The organism is Stenotrophomonas sp. CFBP 13725 (genome assembly GCF_014841935.1).
Lineage (GTDB): Bacteria > Pseudomonadota > Gammaproteobacteria > Xanthomonadales > Xanthomonadaceae > Stenotrophomonas.
Genome location: NZ_JACYUV010000005.1, coordinates 135293 through 152412, shown reverse-complemented (window position 1 = coordinate 152412; position 17120 = coordinate 135293). Strand labels below are relative to the sequence as shown.

20 protein-coding genes are annotated in these 17120 nt (G+C 65.8%); 13 read left to right on the top strand and 7 right to left on the bottom strand.

The genetic code is table 11. From position 1 onward, the window contains the following. The first annotated feature begins 83 nt into the window (after positions 1-83). The 3 genes from IFT65_RS10910 to IFT65_RS10905 are packed head-to-tail and all read left to right on the top strand — an operon-like array spanning position 84 to position 777. Positions 84-464 (top strand): SseB family protein, encoded by a 381-nt coding sequence (locus IFT65_RS10910; RefSeq protein ID WP_192081451.1) that lies wholly within the window; start codon positions 84-86, stop codon positions 462-464. Continuing rightward, positions 464-589: a hypothetical protein gene (locus tag IFT65_RS18870; protein WP_274602805.1), complete on the top strand. Its 126-nt coding sequence runs from the start codon at positions 464-466 to the stop codon at positions 587-589. The genes IFT65_RS10910 and IFT65_RS18870 overlap by 1 nt, the downstream gene beginning before the upstream one ends. Next, entirely contained in the window at positions 586-777 is a 192-nt protein-coding gene (locus IFT65_RS10905) for a hypothetical protein (protein ID WP_192081450.1), read from the top strand. The genes IFT65_RS18870 and IFT65_RS10905 overlap by 4 nt, the downstream gene beginning before the upstream one ends. Before the next feature lie 15 nt (positions 778-792). Here IFT65_RS10905 and IFT65_RS10900 read toward each other — a convergent pair whose 3' ends face one another. Both IFT65_RS10900 and IFT65_RS10895 read right to left on the bottom strand, forming a co-directional pair. Then, positions 793-1134 (bottom strand): hypothetical protein, encoded by a 342-nt coding sequence (locus IFT65_RS10900; RefSeq protein WP_192081449.1) that lies wholly within the window; start codon positions 1132-1134, stop codon positions 793-795. 10 nt (positions 1135-1144) lie between these two features. Next, a complete protein-coding gene (locus tag IFT65_RS10895) occupies positions 1145-2176 on the bottom strand; it encodes a LacI family DNA-binding transcriptional regulator (protein ID WP_192081448.1) in 1032 nt (343 codons plus the stop codon). Between the two features lie 698 nt (positions 2177-2874). Here IFT65_RS10895 and IFT65_RS10890 point away from each other — a divergent pair. From IFT65_RS10890 to IFT65_RS10870, 5 genes are all read left to right on the top strand, one after another. Next, the gene (locus IFT65_RS10890) at positions 2875-3468 is read left to right on the top strand and encodes a single-stranded DNA-binding protein (RefSeq protein ID WP_192081447.1); all 594 of its coding nucleotides are present in this window, start codon (positions 2875-2877) and stop codon (positions 3466-3468) included. Between the two features lie 231 nt (positions 3469-3699). After that, positions 3700-4602, top strand: coding sequence for a TIM barrel protein (locus tag IFT65_RS10885; RefSeq protein WP_192081446.1), 903 nt, complete (start codon positions 3700-3702; stop codon positions 4600-4602). 30 nt (positions 4603-4632) lie between these two features. Continuing rightward, positions 4633-6318, top strand: a complete 1686-nt coding sequence (locus tag IFT65_RS10880) for a GMC family oxidoreductase (protein WP_192081445.1) — start codon at positions 4633-4635, stop codon at positions 6316-6318. Continuing rightward, positions 6318-6893 (top strand): gluconate 2-dehydrogenase subunit 3 family protein, encoded by a 576-nt coding sequence (locus IFT65_RS10875; protein ID WP_192081444.1) that lies wholly within the window; start codon positions 6318-6320, stop codon positions 6891-6893. The genes IFT65_RS10880 and IFT65_RS10875 overlap by 1 nt, the downstream gene beginning before the upstream one ends. A gap of 44 nt (positions 6894-6937) precedes the next feature. Beyond that, positions 6938-7681, top strand: coding sequence for a DUF1080 domain-containing protein (locus IFT65_RS10870; protein WP_192081443.1), 744 nt, complete (start codon positions 6938-6940; stop codon positions 7679-7681). Positions 7682-7709: 28 nt separating this feature from the next. Here the strand turns inward: IFT65_RS10870 and IFT65_RS10865 are convergent, their stop codons facing one another. From IFT65_RS10865 to IFT65_RS10845, 5 genes are read right to left on the bottom strand one after another with little or no spacing between them, the layout of a single operon-like run. Further along, positions 7710-8006 (bottom strand): cytochrome c, encoded by a 297-nt coding sequence (locus IFT65_RS10865; protein ID WP_192081442.1) that lies wholly within the window; start codon positions 8004-8006, stop codon positions 7710-7712. An 18-nt stretch (positions 8007-8024) separates the two neighbouring features. Continuing rightward, on the bottom strand, positions 8025-8891 hold the full coding sequence (locus tag IFT65_RS10860) for a sugar phosphate isomerase/epimerase (RefSeq protein WP_192081441.1): 867 nt from the start codon (positions 8889-8891) through the stop codon (positions 8025-8027). Positions 8892-8910: 19 nt separating this feature from the next. Beyond that, the gene (locus IFT65_RS10855; RefSeq protein ID WP_192081440.1) at positions 8911-10035 is read right to left on the bottom strand and encodes a Gfo/Idh/MocA family oxidoreductase; all 1125 of its coding nucleotides are present in this window, start codon (positions 10033-10035) and stop codon (positions 8911-8913) included. 12 nt (positions 10036-10047) lie between these two features. Further along, entirely contained in the window at positions 10048-11265 is a 1218-nt protein-coding gene (locus tag IFT65_RS10850; RefSeq protein ID WP_192081439.1) for a nucleoside permease, read from the bottom strand. 27 nt (positions 11266-11292) lie between these two features. Further along, positions 11293-12345, bottom strand: coding sequence for a sugar phosphate isomerase/epimerase family protein (locus tag IFT65_RS10845; RefSeq protein WP_192081438.1), 1053 nt, complete (start codon positions 12343-12345; stop codon positions 11293-11295). Between the two features lie 95 nt (positions 12346-12440). On the opposite strand from IFT65_RS10845, the gene IFT65_RS10840 reads away from it, so the two are divergent. The 5 genes from IFT65_RS10840 (at position 12441) to dgoD (ending at position 17119) form a co-directional block, all read left to right on the top strand. Continuing rightward, complete coding sequence (locus IFT65_RS10840) at positions 12441-13448, top strand: LacI family DNA-binding transcriptional regulator (protein ID WP_192081437.1); 1008 nt, start codon at positions 12441-12443, stop codon at positions 13446-13448. 129 nt (positions 13449-13577) lie between these two features. After that, positions 13578-14585, top strand: a complete 1008-nt coding sequence (locus IFT65_RS10835) for an aldose epimerase family protein (protein ID WP_192081436.1) — start codon at positions 13578-13580, stop codon at positions 14583-14585. Next, on the top strand, positions 14582-15349 hold the full coding sequence (locus tag IFT65_RS10830) for an SDR family oxidoreductase (protein WP_192081435.1): 768 nt from the start codon (positions 14582-14584) through the stop codon (positions 15347-15349). The genes IFT65_RS10835 and IFT65_RS10830 overlap by 4 nt, the downstream gene beginning before the upstream one ends. Positions 15350-15359: 10 nt before the next feature. After that, positions 15360-15974: a 2-dehydro-3-deoxy-6-phosphogalactonate aldolase gene (locus IFT65_RS10825; RefSeq protein WP_192081434.1), complete on the top strand. Its 615-nt coding sequence runs from the start codon at positions 15360-15362 to the stop codon at positions 15972-15974. Next, positions 15971-17119 (top strand): galactonate dehydratase, encoded by a 1149-nt coding sequence (dgoD, locus tag IFT65_RS10820; RefSeq protein WP_188326465.1) that lies wholly within the window; start codon positions 15971-15973, stop codon positions 17117-17119. The genes IFT65_RS10825 and dgoD overlap by 4 nt, the downstream gene beginning before the upstream one ends. Position 17120: the final 1 nt, after the last annotated feature.

Sequence of the window (17120 nt, the reverse complement as noted above, 5' to 3'; positions counted from 1 at the left end):
CCCCCCGTCGCCCGCCGTGGTCCGCCCCGTCGCCCCCCGTCACCGCCACGTACAATGGCTCCGCCCCCCAACACCGCGTCCCCATGACCGACCTTCCGCCCCAGACCCCGATTGAAACCCTGCTGCAGACCGCCATGGCCGGCCAACTGCCGATCAAGGCCTTCATGCAGGCCTTCGTCGCCTCCGAGGTGGTGCTGCTTACCGGCAGCCTGGTCACTCCCGATGGCAGCGGTTTCGATCCGCTGCTGTTCGACAAACAGGGCGTGCTGCACGTGGCCGTGTTCACCGATGCGGCGCGCGTCGGCTTCCATTCCGAACAGGCCCCGCACCAGATCCGCTGGCTGATGCTGGACGTGCTGCGCCGCGTACCGGGCGGCTACGGCGTGGTGATCAATCCCGGCACCACGCTGGGCTTTGAGATTGCGCCGGCGGGCGTGGGCGAGATCCTGAAGGATTTCACGTAATGGCAGCCACCCCACAATCCGGCGCGCTGGCAATGAAGTACGTCTCGTCGGGCGGAACCCTTCTGCTTTACCAGTACGTGGGCGCGCTGGTGCTCGGTTGGCACTGGATGCATTCGGCTTCATGAGTGAGCTGGCCCTGTTGCCGCTGTTGCTGTGCAACCTCGTCGTGGCCTACCGCCTTGGCAAGGCCGCACAGGCGCTGGGGCGCAACCGCTGGCTGTACACGCTGGCCGCCGGTCTGCCCCCTGCCGCGATCGCGGTCTGCATCTTCCTGTATTCGGCCGCGTGGGCGCGCGCGATGGACCAGCGCTGACGCGCGCCACGCGCGTTACCCGGCGTCGGGCTTTTTGTGCGGGTACCACAGCAGTGAACTGCCGTTATTCAGTGCTTCTTCGTAGAAGCAGGCAAAGCCGCGGTAGAGGTCCGTGTTCAGCACCTCCACCCGGAGCCTGCCGCAGCGCAGATCCTGGATATCGCCCATGCCGAAGCGCGCGCACTCGACCAGTGCCTCGTCGAACGCATCCTCCTCGCGCGGCTGGCTGAGGAACAGCATGCAGTTATGCCGTTCGCCGACTTCCGGCGCTCTCCAATCGAACTCCGCCGTGCCGGAATACGCGCCGGAGAACCCGTAGATCATCACCACCCTCAGCGGTGTTTCTTCAGCAGTCATGCGAGTCCTTTCAGCGTTGCTGCGATGATTCGCGCAGCACCAGTTTCACCGGGATGCTCATCCCCTCGGCGGTTTCACCAGCCACCAGCGCCAACAGTTTTTCCACCAGCAGTTGACCCGCCTGCTTGGTGTCCTGCGCTACGGTGGTGAGCGGGGGCGATACGGAAGCGGCCAGCGGGATGTCATCGAAGCCGGTGACCATGACGTCCTGCGGCACGCGCAGGCCGTGTTCGCGCAGGGCGCGCAGTGCGCCGATGGCGATCAGGTCACTGGCCGCGCAGATCGCATCGAACGGCACGTCACGCGCCAGCAGTACTTCGCAGGCGGTCTGGCCATACTCTTCAGTGGTGATCGCATCGACCTGCAGCTGCGGATCGGCCAGCAGGCCGCGAGCTTCGAGCGCGGCGACATGCCCGCGATAACGCTCTTCGAACTCCGGGTAATGGCTGGACGCGTGGCCCAGGAAGGCGATACGCGTGCAGCCCTGGTCGAGCAGATGGGCGGTGATGTCGAAGCCGCCCTGGTAGTTGTCGCTGCCGATCGACACGCCGGGCTGGCCGGGCAGGGCGGCGCCCCAGCGCACGAAATGCGTGCCTTGCTCCACCAGCCGCTGCAGGCGAGTCAGGGACTCGTGGTAGTCGCCGTAGCCGAGCAGGATGATGCCGTCGGCCTTGTTGCTGTCTTCGTAATCAGTATGCCAATCGGTGGACAGCTGCTGGAACGACACCAGCAGGTCGCGGCCGTGCAGCGCGCAGGCGCGGGTGATCGAACCCAGCATGGCGTGGAAGAATGGATTGATCAGCGAATCGTCGGTGGTGGGGTCTTCGAAGAACAGCAGCGCCAGCGTGCCGGCATTGCGCAGGCGCAGGCTGGAGGCGTTCTTGTCCACCTTGTAGTTCAGCTCGCGGGCGATGGCGATGATGCGCTCGCGGGTTTCGGCATTGACCATCGGGCTGCCGCGCAGGGCACGCGACACCGTGGGCTGGGATACCCCGGCCAAGTGGGCGATGTCCAAGGACGTGGCTTTGCCTTTGATGGTCATGAATGCGGCACTGGGATGATGCCGTCATGATGCCATGGGCTGATACGAGTGGCCGGGTGCCGGGATGGTGTTGGGCGACGCCGGGTAGCCACCTGCGCGGGAGCGCAAGGTGGCGGACGGTGCGAGGTCACAGTACCGGCTGAGCATAACCCCCCAATAGCCCGGTGGATCCGAAGATCCCCGCGCACCGCCCGCCATGGAAATCAGCGGGAGATGCATACTCTGCCCTGACTGCAAACAAGGGCAAAGCGCGGGGCGGTACTGCTCAGGTGGGGACTGTGATCCCCGCTGGCCCCAATGGACCAGCCCCGTCATCCTGCGCAGGAACGCCCCGAGCGGCTATGGGCAAAGCTGCAATCTGTCGGTACACGACGCCGAGCACGGCTCGGCGCTACCCAGCCCCGGCCGCCCGCAGCCCTCGACTACCCCGTAAACCGGTAGCGCCGAGCCACGCTCGGCGGAGGCCCAACGCAGGCCAGCACCAGCGCTGCCCCGCTACCCCGAGGCGCCGAGCCATGCTCTGTGGGGCCGTACACAAGCAGATTCCGACCCCTCAGGACCCTTCCGCCAGCCGAGTCCCACGCCCGTCCGGTGGTAACATGGGGCGTTCTGCAATCCCCCCAATTCACTGGGGTGGTCCCGCGCCGGCGCCCCCAAGGCCCGCCCGGACCGTCCCCGGACAACGGAAGAACACTCCTATGGCGCGTGGCATCAATAAAGTCATCCTGGTCGGCAACCTCGGCAACGACCCGGACGTGAAGTACACCCAGGGCGGCATGGCCATCACCCGTATCAGCCTGGCCACCACCAGCGTCCGCAAGGACAAGGATGGCAACCAGCAGGAGCGCACCGAGTGGCACCGCGTGGTGTTCTTCGGCAAGCTCGGCGAAATCGCCGGTGAATACCTGCGCAAGGGCAGCTCGGTGTACGTCGAAGGCAGCCTGCGTTACGACAAGTACACCGGTCAGGATGGCGTGGAAAAGTATTCCACCGACATCATTGCCGATGAAATGCAGATGCTCGGCGGTCGCGGTGAAGGCGGCGGTGGCGGCGGTGCAGGTGCAGGCGCCGGTGGCAACTACGGCGGCGATCGTCCGCAGCGCCAGCAGGCCCCTCGCCAGGAATACGGCGGTGGTGGTGGTGGTGGTGGTGGCGGTGGCGGTGGCGGTGGTCAGCGTCAGGGCGGCCAGGGTGGTCAGGGCGGCGGCTACGGCCAGCAGCGTCCCCAGCAGCAGCAGCCGCAGCAGGCGCCGCCGATGGACGACTTCGCTGACGACGATATTCCGTTCTGACGGAGAGTCTGCTGCGAGCTTTCGAAACGTTTCAAAAAGCCCCGTTTTGACGGGGCTTTTTTGTGGCCGACGGACCGGTCAACGATCCCCCGCGCGCGCCGTCTTGTGCCCCGCAGCATGCGTTTTCGTGCACTGCGTCTTGCAAAAAATCGATGACCTCCTCTATGGTGCAATCGATTGCATTGCAGCAAATCGATAGCGTTTGAAACCGGTTGGGAGGCCGGCAGGTGGATGTCCATCCATTCGAACGGACCGGCCCAAGCCCCGGGGTTCACGCGACGGGATGCGCTCCGCATGGCGCTGACCGGTAGCGCGGTCCTGAGCGCTGCAGCCGCATTCCCCGCGCGCGCCGCACCCGCCGCCGCACCGCTCAAGGGCAACCTCAAGCACTCCGTCGCCCGCTGGACTTTCCCGCAGCAGTCGGTCGTGCAACTCTGTCAGACGGTCAAGGACCTCGGTTTTTCCGCCATCGATCTGGTCGGCCCGAAGGACTGGCCCACGCTGAAGGCCCATGGCGTGTACAGCTCGATGTGCAACGGCGCGGAGATCAGCCTGGAAAAAGGCTTCGCAGATCGCCGGTTCCACGATGAACTTGTAGCGCGCTACACCCGGCAGATCGACCTGGTCGCCGATGCCGGCTACCGCAACCTCATCTGTTTTTCCGGCAATCGCAACGGCAGGGACCCGCTGCAGGGCATGGCCGATGCCGAGGCCGGACTCAAACGCATCCTCGGCCATGCCGAGAAGCGCGGCGTCGTGCTGGTCATGGAGTTGTTGAACTCCAAGGTCGATCACCCGGATTATCTGTGCGACCACTCCGCATGGGGCGTGGCACTGTGCCAGCGGATCGGGTCGGCGCATTTCGGCCTGCTGTACGACATCTACCACATGCAGATCATGGAGGGCGACATCATCGCCACCATCGGCAGGCATCACGCGTACTTCAAGCATTACCACACCGCGGGCGTGCCTGGCCGGCACGAGATTGGAGACCAGCAGGAACTCCAGTATCCCGCCATCTGTCGCGCGATACGCGACACCGGTTTCGATGGATATCTGGCGCAGGAATTCATGCCTGCAGCGCCCGATCCCGTCGGTTCGCTGCGCGAGGCAATACGCCTCTGCGACGTCTGAAACGATATCCACCAAGGTGAAGTAGACCCCATGGCAGACAATCATTACGACGCGATCGTCGTCGGCTCCGGAATCAGTGGCGGTTGGGCAGCAAAGGAACTGACCGAGAAAGGACTCAAGGTGCTGATGCTCGAACGCGGACGCAACATCGAGCACGTGAAGGGCTACGTCAACGCGATGAAGGAGGCGTGGGATTTCCCGCACCGCAACCGGCCGACCCAGGCGATGAAGGCCGACTTTCCGGTGTTGATGCGCGACTACGGTCTTGCCGAGAATCTTGAGGGCATGTGGGCCGACGAAAAGGACTCGCCGTACGTCGAGACCAAGCGATTCGACTGGTTCCGTGGTTATCACGTGGGTGGCCGATCGCTGATGTGGGGGCGGCAGAGTTATCGCCTGTCGGATCTGGATTTCGAGGCGAACCTCAAGGATGGCATCGCCACCGACTGGCCGATCCGCTATGCCGACATCGCGCCCTGGTACGACCACGTGGAGAAGTTCGCCGGCATCGCCGGCACGCGCGAAGGGCTGGACGTGTTGCCGGATGGCGAGTTCCTGCCACCGATTCCACTGAACATCGTCGAAAAGGACGTGGCCGCGCGGATCAAAAAGGCATTCGGCGGCACACGCCACATGATCCACTCGCGCACCGCCAACATCACCCAGCCCAAGGTGGAGCAGGGCCGGGTCAACTGCCAGTACCGCAACAAGTGCATCCTGGGCTGCCCCTTCGGTGCCTATTTTTCGACCCAGTCGGCGACGTTGCCGGCGGCGATGAAGACCGGCAACCTGACCTTGCGGCCCTTCTCCATCGTCAAGGAAGTGCTGTATGACAAGGATCGCAAGGGGGCGCGTGGCGTGGAGATCATCGATGCCGAGAACGGACAGACCTATCAGTACACGGCCAACGTCATCTTCCTCAACGCTTCCTCGTTCAACTCCAGCTGGCTGCTGATGAACTCGGCCACCGATGTCTGGGAAGGCGGGCTGGGCTCTTCGTCCGGCGAGCTGGGGCACAACGTGATGGACCATCATTTCGGTGCCGGGGCTTCCGGCCGCGTCGAGGGGTACGATGACAAGTACTACTTCGGACGTCGTCCTTGCGGCTTCTATATTCCACGCTTCCGCAACGTGGCCACGGACAAGCGCGGTTACCTGCGCGGGTTCGGTTACCAGGGCGGCGCCAGCCGCAACGGCTGGTCACGTGAGATCGCCGAGCTGAACATCGGCGCCGACCTGAAGGATGCGCTGACCCAGCCGGGCGACTGGCGCATCGGGATGACCGGATTCGGCGAAATGCTGCCCCACCACGACAACACGATCCGCCTGGACAGTGACAAGAGAGATAAGTGGGGGCTGCCCGTGTTGGCGATGGACGTGTCGATGCGCGCGAACGAAACGGCCATGCGCAAGGACATGGCCGCCGATGCCGCCGAGATGCTGGAGGCCGCCGGCGTGAAGGACGTGGAGATGCACGACCACGACTACGCGCCGGGCAAGGGCATCCACGAAATGGGCACCGCGCGCATGGGCCGTGACCGCAGCAACTCCGTGCTGAACCAGCACAACCAGGTCTGGGATGCGCCCAACGTCTATGTCACTGACGGCGCCTGCATGACCTCCAGTGCCTGCGTGAATCCTTCGCTGACCTACATGGCGCTGACCGCACGGGCAGCTGACCATGCAGTGCGCGAGCTGAAAGCGGGGAACCTGTGATGGACCGCCGCGAACTGCTGAAGATGATCGTCGCCGCCACCGGCGCGGCGATGGTCGGCCTGCCTGCGCTGGTCCATGGGCAGGCGCCTGCCGCCGGAGCGAAGCGCGTCTTCTCCGCCGCCGATGTGGCCACGCTGGATGAGATCGCTGAAACCATCCTGCCGCGCACCCGCACACCGGGGGCGAAGGATGCAGGCGCTGGTGCCTTCATGGCGACATTCGTCACCGACTGCTACACCGCCGCGCAGCAGACGACGTTCCGCGCCGGCCTGGCCGATATCGACAAGCGCGCCGGCGGCCAGTTCGTGGCGCTCACCGGGCCCGACCGCACCGAGTTGCTGCGCGCGCTGGATACGGAGGCCAGGAAACGCGCTGTCGACGTGGACGAAACCGGAATGACCGGAGCGGGCGAAAAAATGCCGCACTACTTCACGATGATCAAGCAATTGACACTCTTCGGTTTCTTCACCTCGAAGGTCGGTGCGACCGAGGTGCTGCAGTATGTCGCCGTGCCGGGTCGCTACGACGGCGACGTGCCCTATGTCCCCGGCACGCCGGCGTGGGCAACCGGCTGATGGCCCGCCACGAAGCGCTTACTCGTCTCTTTCCGGGAACTACGATGATCAGACCCTTGCTGATGGCTACCGGGCTGCTCGCGGCGGCGCCTGCGTTCGCGCAGGCCGGCGGCGAGCCCGCGCGCGATCCAACCAGGACCGAGGTATGGACGCCGGTGCCCGCGACCGTGGCCACGCCCGTGGGAAGGGCGCCTTCCGATGCGATCGTGCTGTTCGATGGCAAGGACCTTTCCGCGTGGGAGTCGGAGCAGGGCGGACGCGTGCCGTGGCGTGTCGACGACGGTGCGCTGACCGTGGTGCCGGGCAGCAAGGGCATCCGCACCCGGCAGCGGTTCTGCGATATCCAGCTGCACGTTGAATGGCGCTCGCCCAGCGCGACCGCAGGGTTTGACGGCCAGAACCGCGGCAACAGCGGCATCTTCCTGCAGGAGCTGTACGAACTGCAGGTGCTCGACAGTCATCACAACCCGACCTATGCCAACGGCCAGGCCGGCTCGATCTACAAGCAGGCGATGCCGCTGGTGAACGCCTCGCGTGCGCCGGGGGAGTGGCAGGCCTACGACATCATCTGGAAGGCGCCGCGCTTCTCGCAGGGCGGTGGGCTGATCTCACCTGCGCGCATCACCGTGCTGCACAACGGCGTGCTGGTGCAGGACGATACCATGCTGGCGGGCAGGACCCAATACATCGGCGCCCCTTCGTACGCGCCGCATGACTGCGCGCCGATCTCGCTGCAGGAACACGATTCCAAGGTCAGCTACCGCAACATCTGGGTGCGCGAACTGTAGCGGCGCAGCGCGGCGCCGCGCCGGGATACTACTTCGCCAGATAGCTGGCGATGTCGTCGATCTCCTGCTGTGTCAGGTGGGAAAAGGGCGGCATCAGGCCGCCGCCTTTGCTGATCTTCTCTTTGATCTCGGCGGGCTGCAGCCGCTTGCCGACGTCGGTGAGCGCGGGGAACGCGCCCGGCATGCCCGCGCGGTCAGCGCCGTGGCAGGCCGTGCAGTGGGTTGCGTAGAGCGTCGCGCCGGCGGCAGGGTCGTCCTTGCACCACGCCGCGGTGGCAAGTGTCGACGCCCATAGCACCACGGCGATTTTCAGGATCTTTTTCAAACAGGGCTCCTTGGCGTGCTAGCGCGGTGCGCTGGCTGGCAGGGTGGCGGTCAGGTGATTGCGCAGGTAGTCCGCACCGGTCTGGATGACCGCGGCCGGATCACGCGGATGGTCGTGCTCGACGATGTACCACTGCACGCCGGCCGCTTTTGCAGCAGGTAAGATCGCGCGCCAGTCCAGCACGCCCTGGCCCACGGCCGCGAAGCCACCTTCGTCTGCGGCGCGGCCTTTCGGCGCATTGTCCTTGGCGTGTATCGCGAACAGGCGGCCTTGGAACTTTGCCAGCATCACGGCCGGGTCATGGCCGGCACGCGCGACCCAAGCCACGTCCAGCTCGGTCTGCAGATCGGGGCCGGCCGCTGCGAACAGCAGTTCCAAGCCTGTCCGGCCATCGAAGTCGACCAGTTCGAAGTCGTGGTTGTGGTAAGCCAGGTGCATGCCCTTGGCCCGCAACCGCGTCGAGATGCGGCCAAGTTCCTCGCCCAGTGCGGTCCAGCCGGCCGCATCGGTCGGCCGATCCTTCTCGTCCAGATACGGCACCACCAGCGTGGTATTGCCGACCGACCGGTTGAAGGCGACCGCGCCGTCCAGATCCTTGCGCAGGTCGGCCAGCTGTACGTGGGAGGAAATGACCTTTATCGAGTATTTTTCCAGCAGTTGCTTGAGTTCAACGGCGCTGACGTTCTGCGTGCCGACCGTCTCCACCGCGTCCACACCCGCGTCGTGGACGATCTTCAACTGTTGGTCGAGCGTGCCCGCGTCGCGCAGCGTGTACATCTGCACGGCAATGGGCTTCTGCGGGGCGGTCGCTTCGCGTGCGAAGGCGGGCAGGGCAGCGAGCACCAGCAGTGCGAGGGTGGCAGTCCGGCGTGCAGCGATGTTCATCAACACATCCTCTTGGGATTCAACCGATGGGGGTCCAGGCGCGTGTCCTGGCCGATGCGATGACGCGGTCTACGATCCGTGCCGAGCGCACGCCGTCTTCGAAGGTGGGAAGGCCCTGCGGCTGCTCGCCGTGGATAGCGCGATAGGTGTCGGCGACGAACGCCTCGAAACAGGTCGCGTAGCCCTGCGCATGCCCGGCCGGCAACACCGACAGGCGGCGCTGTTCGGCACTGCCGGCGCCCGGCCCGCGCACGAAGCGCTCCTCGCGCTGATCAGGCCGGCCGATCCACAGCCGTTCGGCGTCCTCCTGGTTGAACGCGACGCTCGCCTTGGCGCCATCGATCTCGAACCAGAGGCGGTTGTGGCGTCCCGCCGAGACCTGGCTGACCGTCAACGAGGCGAGCGTGCCCGTGCTGGTTCTGAACATCGCCGCCGCCACGTCCTCGCTCGCGACCGCCTGCATCGCGCCGCCCGCGGCCGGTGTGCTGAAGCTCTGCCCGGTGAGCGTGCCGCGCTCGTCGATCACGGTGGCGAACGCCGCGCTGACGTCGACGAAGCGCTCGCCGCCGACCCATTCCACCAGGTCGCACCAGTGCGAGCCGATGTCGGCGAACACGCGTGAAGCACCGCCCAGGGCCGGGTCCACGCGCCAGTTGTTGCTGGCAGGGTCCAGCAGCCAGTCCTGCAGGTAGCTGCCATGGATCAGGTGCAGCGGGCCCAGTTCGCCCTGCGCGATACGCTCGCGTGCCTCACGCACCACGGGGTGATAACGGTAGACGAAGGGCACCGTGGCGACCCGCCCGGTCGACGCGGCCAGTGCCGCCAGGGCTTGGGCGTCTTCCAGCGTGGTGGCCAGCGGTTTCTCACAGATCACGTGCTTGCCGGCTTCCAGTGCCGCCTGTGCCATGGCGCGGTGCAGGTGGTTGGGTGTGCAGATGTGCACGACCTGCACCTGCGGATCGGCGAGCAGTTCGTCGATACCGCGGTAGCCGCGCGGGACATTCCACGACTGCGCCACCTCACGCGCGCGCTGCGCGGAAGAGGCGGCGACACCGCGGACCGTGGCCCCGGCCAGCAGGGCCGCGCGACGGTGCACGGCGCCGATCATGCCGGTGCCGACGATGGCGATTCCGAGTGCGTGCATCGGCTGGGGTCCTCAGGGCGTGGAAGGTGTGGCTGCGACGACCGGCCGGTCGCGGAACAGCAGCAGGAAGGCGATCAGTACGATCAGTGCGACCCCTGCCGGGAACAGCCAGATCTTCTGCCAGTCCGGGCCGGCTGCCGTGGTGTAGTGCTCGACCACCGCGCCGGACAGGAATGTGCCGATCAACATGCCCACGCCGTAGGTGGCGAGGGTGATGAATCCCTGCGCGCTGCTGCGTGCGGCGGGGCCGGCATGGGCATCGGTGTAGATCTGGCCGGTGACGAAGAAGAAGTCGTAGCAGATGCCGTGCAGAACGATGCCGATCACCAGCAGGCTGAAGCCGCCGCCTGCATCGCCGAAGGCGAACATGACATAGCGCAGCACCCACGCGGCCATGCCCACGGCCAGCATCGTCTTGACCCCCAGCCGCACGAACAGGAACGGCATCGCCAGCATCAGCAGGACTTCGGACACCTGTCCCAGCGACTGCAGGCCGGCCGCGCCGCGCACGCCCAGATCGTTGAGATACGGGTTGGTGAAGTTGTAGTAGAACGCCAGCGGGATGCAGATGGCGATGGAGGCCAGGAAGAACACCAGGTAGGAGCGCGACTTCAGCAGCCGCAGCGAATCCAGTCCCAGGATCTGCCCCATCCCGGCGTCGCGCTGTCGGGCCAGCGGCGGCGTGTGCGGCAGGGTGAAGGCATACAGCCCCAACGCCAGCGAGGCCATCGCCGCCATGCGGAAGGTCAGCTCAAGCCGATGCGCCTGTTCCCAGCCCAGCCAGCCGATCAGCACGCCCGCTACGATCCAGCCGACGCTGCCAGCCACACGCACCAGGGGGAACTGCTTTTCAGGCGACTGCATGTGCCGCATCGCCACGCTGTTGGCCAGCGCCAAGGTGGGCATGAACAGCAGCATGTAGCCCATGACGCAGGCAGAAAACGTGCCGAAGTCCGTTGCCGTGGATGCCATCCACATGAGCACCGCGCCGGCCAGGTGGAGCACCGCGAGGATGCGCTGCGCGGCGAAGTAGCGATCGGCGACCAGGCCGACCAGGAAGGGGGCCACGATGGCGCCGATGGACTGGCTGAGGAAGGCCGTCGCCACCTGGCTTGCAGTGGCCTGCAGCGGGCCCTGCACCATGTACGTGCCCAGGGTCACGAACCATGCGCCCCAGATGAAGAACTGCAGGAACATCATCGCGCCCAAGCGCGACATGGTGTGCGTCATGGCTACCCCTCCCAGGGCGGTAATGGTTCAGATCCCCAGCATGCGGTGCAGTGATTCCGTATCTGTGCCGCTGTCGGCGAAGTCATCGAAAGCACGTTCGGTTACGCGGATGATGTGGTCGCGGATGAAGGCGGCACCCTCCCGCGCGCCATCTTCCGGGTGCTTCAGGCAGCACTCCCACTCCAGCACCGCCCAGCCCGGGAAATCGTATTGGGCGAACTTCGAGAAGATCGCCTTGAAGTCGATCTGGCCGTCGCCGAGCGAACGGAACCGTCCGGGTCGATCAATCCAGTCCTGGTATCCGCCATACACCCCACTGCGCGCACTGGGACGGAACTCCGCGTCCTTGACGTGGAAGATGCCGATGCGCGCGTGATAGCGATCGATGAAGCCGAGGTAGTCGATCTGCTGCAGCAGCAGGTGGCTGGGGTCGTACAGGATTTTTGCGCGGGGATGGTGGTCCACCACGTCGAGGAAGCGCTCGAAGGTGGCGCCATCGTGCAGGTCCTCGCCCGGATGGATCTCGAAGCACAGGTCCACGCCGCAGGCATCAAAGGTATCCAGGATGGGACGCCAGCGGCGGCCGAGTTCGGCGAACGCCTCGTCCACCAGCCCTTGCGGACGCTGCGGCCACGGATAGAAGTAAGGCCAGGCCAGTGCGCCAGAGAACGTGGCATGCGCCGTCAGACCCAGCCGCTGGCTGGCCTTGGCGGCCAGCATCAGTTGGTCGACTGCCCAGGCCTGGCGGGCGGCGGGATCGCCGCGTTTGTCGGGCGGTGCGAATCCGTCGAACAGGCTGTCGTAGGCGGGATGGACGGCGACCAGTTGCCCTTGCAGATGGGTGGACAGTTCGGTGATCTGCACGCCCTGTGCGGCCAGCGTGCCGGCGATGTCGTCACAGTACGTCTGGCTGCGCGCGGCCTCGGCCAGATCGAACAGGTGCGGATCGCCGGTGGGCACTTGCAGGCCACAATAGCCCAAGCCTGCGGCCCACTTGGCCAGCGTGTCCAGCCGATCAAAGGGAGGTGTTTCACCGATGAATTGCGCCAGGAACAGCGCGGGACCCTTGAGCGTTTTCAAGCGGATTCGCCCTCGATGCAATCGATTGCATTATCCTAGCAGGGCCTCCTCGAAGAGCTGTTGTGCGCTGCACAGCAGAACCATGAACTGACGCAATGGCCACGATCTACGACATCGCAAAGCACGTCGGTGTGTCTGCTGGCACGGTGTCGCGCGCGCTTTCCCGGCCGGAAAAAGTCCTGCCGGCTACGCGTACCCGCATCGAGCAGGCCGCCGCCGCGCTGGGCTATGTCCCCAACACAGTAGCCCGCACGCTGAAGACGCAGCGCAGCGGCAAGATCCTGGTCACCGTGCCGGACATCGCCAATCCGTTCTTCGCCCAGATCCTGCAGGGTGCGGAGGACGCGGCGCAGGCCGTCGGCTACGCCGTGCTGCTGGGCGATACCCAGGATCAGCCCGACCGCGAAGAGCGCTATGCGCAGATGCTCCGGCGCAACGAGGCTGACGGGCTGATCGTGCTGGGGCATCGCCTTCCGCCGACAGCGCAGGCGATCGTCCAGCAGTTGGGCGCCGCCGCGCCGGTGGTCAATGGATGCGAGTTCGACCCTGCGTTGGGCATCCCCAGCGTGCACATCGACAACGTGGCCGCTGCGCGCGCCGTGATGGAACACCTGTACGGGCTGGGACACGAGCACATCGCCGTGGTCGGCGGCCCGCCCGACAATCCGCTGCACCGGCAGCGGCTGGAGGGGGTGGAGGCGGCCGGCAGGGCACGCGGACGCCTGCGCAGCCTGAGCAGGGTGCCGGGCGATTTTTCAGTGGAGTCCGGCCATGCCGCGGCGATGGCGCTGTTGGCCCGCGCTTCGGTGCCGACCGCGATCTTCTGCTTCAGCGACCAGATGGCGCTCGGCGCCCTGGCGGCCTGCCGGGACAAGGGCATCCGTGTGCCGGAAGACGTGTCCATCGTCGGCTTCGACGACCTGGCGTCGTCGCGTTACCTCACGCCGGCGCTGACGACCATCAGGCAACCCATGCGGGAAATCGGTGTGCGCGCGGTCGGCCTGTTGCTCGCCATCATCGATGGGGTGGAGGAGCCGCTGCAGCAGACGCTGGATTTCAGTCTGATGGTTCGGGGCTCGACGGCTGCGCCAAAGAACGGCTGAGGAACGAGGCTGCAGCCTCCACCTTGAAGCCCCATGCTGCAGTGCAACTTTTCAATTGTAGTATTATTTGTTTTTATCCTCAGCGCAGGGCCTACAAGCCCTTGACCCCAGCGCGAGGTGTATTTGTCCATGGTGGTGTTGAGCAACGTACATGGCCTGCAGGCAGAGATTGCGCAGCACGGCGCAGCGCTCGCGGCGATGCGCGTGCCCGACCGCGGTGGCCATCTGGCAGACGTGGTGCTGGGACATCTGGATGCGACCGCCCGCCGCGAGAGCAGGTCATTCCTGGGCAGCAGCATAGGCCGGGTGGCGGGGCGCATCAGCGGCGCTTGCTTCGATCTGGACGGCCAGCAGCACACGCTGGCATCGGTGGATGGCCGCACGTGCCTTCACGGCGGTCCGGCAGGCTTCGATACGCGGCCGTGGCAATGGCTGGACGTGCAGACCGACCGTGCCCGCCTTCAGCTGATCAGCCCCGATGGTGACCAGGGCTTTCCCGGTGAACTGCGGATCACCGTCGAATACACGTTGGATGACACTGACGCATTGCACGTGGAGCACACCGCGACCTGCGACCGTGCGACGGCGGTCAGCCTCACCCATCACCCGTTCTGGAACCTCGCAGGCGAAGGGGCGGGCACCGTGGACGCTCATCGGCTCACGCTGCCGGCGTCGTCGTTCCTGGAGCTGCGGCCGGATCTGACCCCTACCGGCAGATGCCTGGACGTCACGGGCAGCGCGTTCGATTTCCGCGACGAACGTGCGCTCGGTGACGGGCTGTCCGACCGCGACGACGCGCAGCTGCAGCGGGCCGCGGGCTTCGATCATTACTGGATCCTGGACACGCAGGTGCCGGGCGCCCTGCGCTTGGCCGCGCGTCTGCATGAACCGTCTTCTGGCCGCGTGCTGCACGTCTGGAGCGATCAACCCGGCCTGCAGGTGTACACCGGCAACTTCCTTGATGGCAGTCTGCAGGGACGCTCCGGCCGTCCGTACCGCGCACGCGGTGCGATCTGCCTGGAGCCACAGGGCTTCCCCGATGCGATGAACCATCCGGAGTTTCCTTCCATCGTGCTGCGCCCCGGTGAGGTCTACCGTAATCGCATCGTCTACCGCTTCAGCAAGGACACGCAATGAACGCACCACGTGAACCAACGGGGCGGCTGCACGGCAAGGTGGCCATCGTCACCGGTGCCGCCAATGGGATCGGCCACGCCATCGCCACGCTGTTCCATGCGCACGGCGCGCTGGTGGCCGGCTATGACCTGGGCGCGCCGCCGCAGGGCGACCCCGCGTTCGCGCTGTTCCAGCAAGGTGATGTCACCGACGCCGACGCGGTCAGTGCGTTCGTCGAGCACGTGGCGCAGGCCTTGGGTCGTATCGACGTGCTGGTCAGCAATGCCGGCATGGATGTCTTCTCACCGCCGCTGGAATTGTCCGCGCAGACCTGGCAGCGCAACCTGGACGTGAACCTGGGTGGGCATTGGAACTTCGCCCGCGCGGTAGTGCCGCACATGCTGCAGCAGGGCGCGGGATCGGTCGTCAACATCGCGTCGGTGCATGGCCATCGCATCATCCAGGGGGCCTTCCCGTACAACGTGGCCAAGCATGCGTTGATCGGCATGACCAAGGCACTCGGCCTGGAATACGCGGCCAAGGGCATCCGCTTCAATTCCATTTCGCCTGGCCTGATCCTGGTGGATCGCATCGAGCGCTGGTTCGACGCGCAGCCGGACCCGGCGCAGGCGCGGCAGGAACAGGAGGCGCTGCTGCCGCCCAAGCGCATCGGTGAACCGTCCGAAGTCGCGCAGACCGCGTTGTTCCTGGCCAGCGACGAAGCCCGTTTCATCAACGCGGCCGACATCCTGATCGATGGCGGACGCAGCCAACTCTACTACTGAGCCCCCCCCCATGAGCCTTCCTTCTCTTCCGCTTATTGCGATCCTGCGCGGCATCACGCCTGCGGAGATCCGCATGCATGTGCGCGCGTTGATCGATACAGGCATCGCGCAGATCGAAATCCCCACCAATTCGCCGGATTGGCTGAGCAGTGTGCAGCTGGCACTGGAAGAGGCGCGCGGCGACGCCGAGGTGGGCGCGGGTACCGTGCTGACGACCGTAGACGTGGATCGATTGGCCGCCACGGGTGCACGGTTGATGGTCACCCCGAATACGGACCCCGTGGTGATCGCGCATGCCCGTGCGCACGGGCTGGACGTGGCCGCCGGTTTCGCCACCGCCAGCGAGGCGTTCGCTGCGATCAACGCGGGGGCGCAGCGATTGAAGCTGTTTCCCGCAGCGCATTTCGGCCCCGGCTATGTGCGTGCGCTGAAGGCGGTGCTGCCACCTGACGTGCCGCTCTATGCCGTCGGGGGCATCGGCCCGGACAATCTCGCGGCCTTCCTGCAGGCCGGATGTGCGGGGGCAGGGCTGGGCGGCGAGCTGTATCGCCCCGGTCAGGATACCGCCACCACGGCGCGCCATGCAGGCGCCTTCGTCGCCGCCCTGCGGAGTGCCACGCCATGAAGATCACCCGCCTGACGACGTATCGCGTCGCGCCGCGCTGGATGTTCCTGAAGATCGAGACCGACGAAGGCGTGGTCGGCTGGGGCGAGCCGGTCATCGAGGGCCGCGCGCGCACGGTGGAGGCCGCGGTGCAGGAGCTCGGCGAGCACTTGATCGGCAAGGACCCGGCGCGCATCAACGACCACTGGCAGGTGCTGTATCGCGGCGGCTTCTACCGGGGCGGCGCGGTGTTCATGAGTGCATTGGCCGGCATCGACCAGGCCCTGTGGGACATCAAGGGCAAGACGCTTGGCGTGCCGGTGTACCAGCTGCTTGGCGGTCTGGTACGCGACCGCATGAAGACCTATTGCTGGGTGGGCGGTGATCGCCCGGCCGACATCATCGCGCAGATCCGCGCACGCGTTGCACTGGGTTACGACACCTTCAAGCTCAATGCCTGCGAGGAGATGCCACTGCTGGCACCCAGCCGCACCATCGATGCCGCCGTGGCCAAAGTCGCCGAGATCCGCGAAGCATTCGGTCAGACGATCGAGTTCGGCCTGGATTTCCATGGCCGCGTCGGCTGGCCGATGGCGAAGACGCTGATCCGTGAGCTCGAACCGTACCGGCCGTTGTTCATCGAAGAGCCGGTACTGGCGGAGCAGGCGGAGTACTACCCGCGCCTTGCCGAGCAGACGGCCATCCCGTTGGCCGCCGGTGAGCGCATGTTCTCGCGCACCGAGTTCAAGAGCGTCTTCGCTGCCGGTGGCCTGTCCATAGTGCAGCCGGATCTGTCGCATGCGGGCGGCATCACCGAGTGCATGAAGATCGCCGCCATGGCCGAGGCCCATGATGTCGCGCTGGCGCCGCACTGCCCCTTGGGTCCGGTTGCGCTGGCCGCGTGCCTGCACGTGGACTTCGCCAGCTGGAACGCCGTGCTGCAGGAGCAGAGCATCGGCATCCATTACAACGCCGACGGCGAGCTGCTGGACTATGTAAAGAACAAGGACGCCTTCACCATGCACGAAGGCTCCATCCTGCCCTTTACCCAGCCGGGACTGGGCGTGGACATCGACGAAGACGTGGTGATCGAACGCGCGCGGACGGCGGGTGACTGGCGCAACCCGCTGTGGCGCCACGAAGACGGGAGTGTTGCCGAATGGTAAG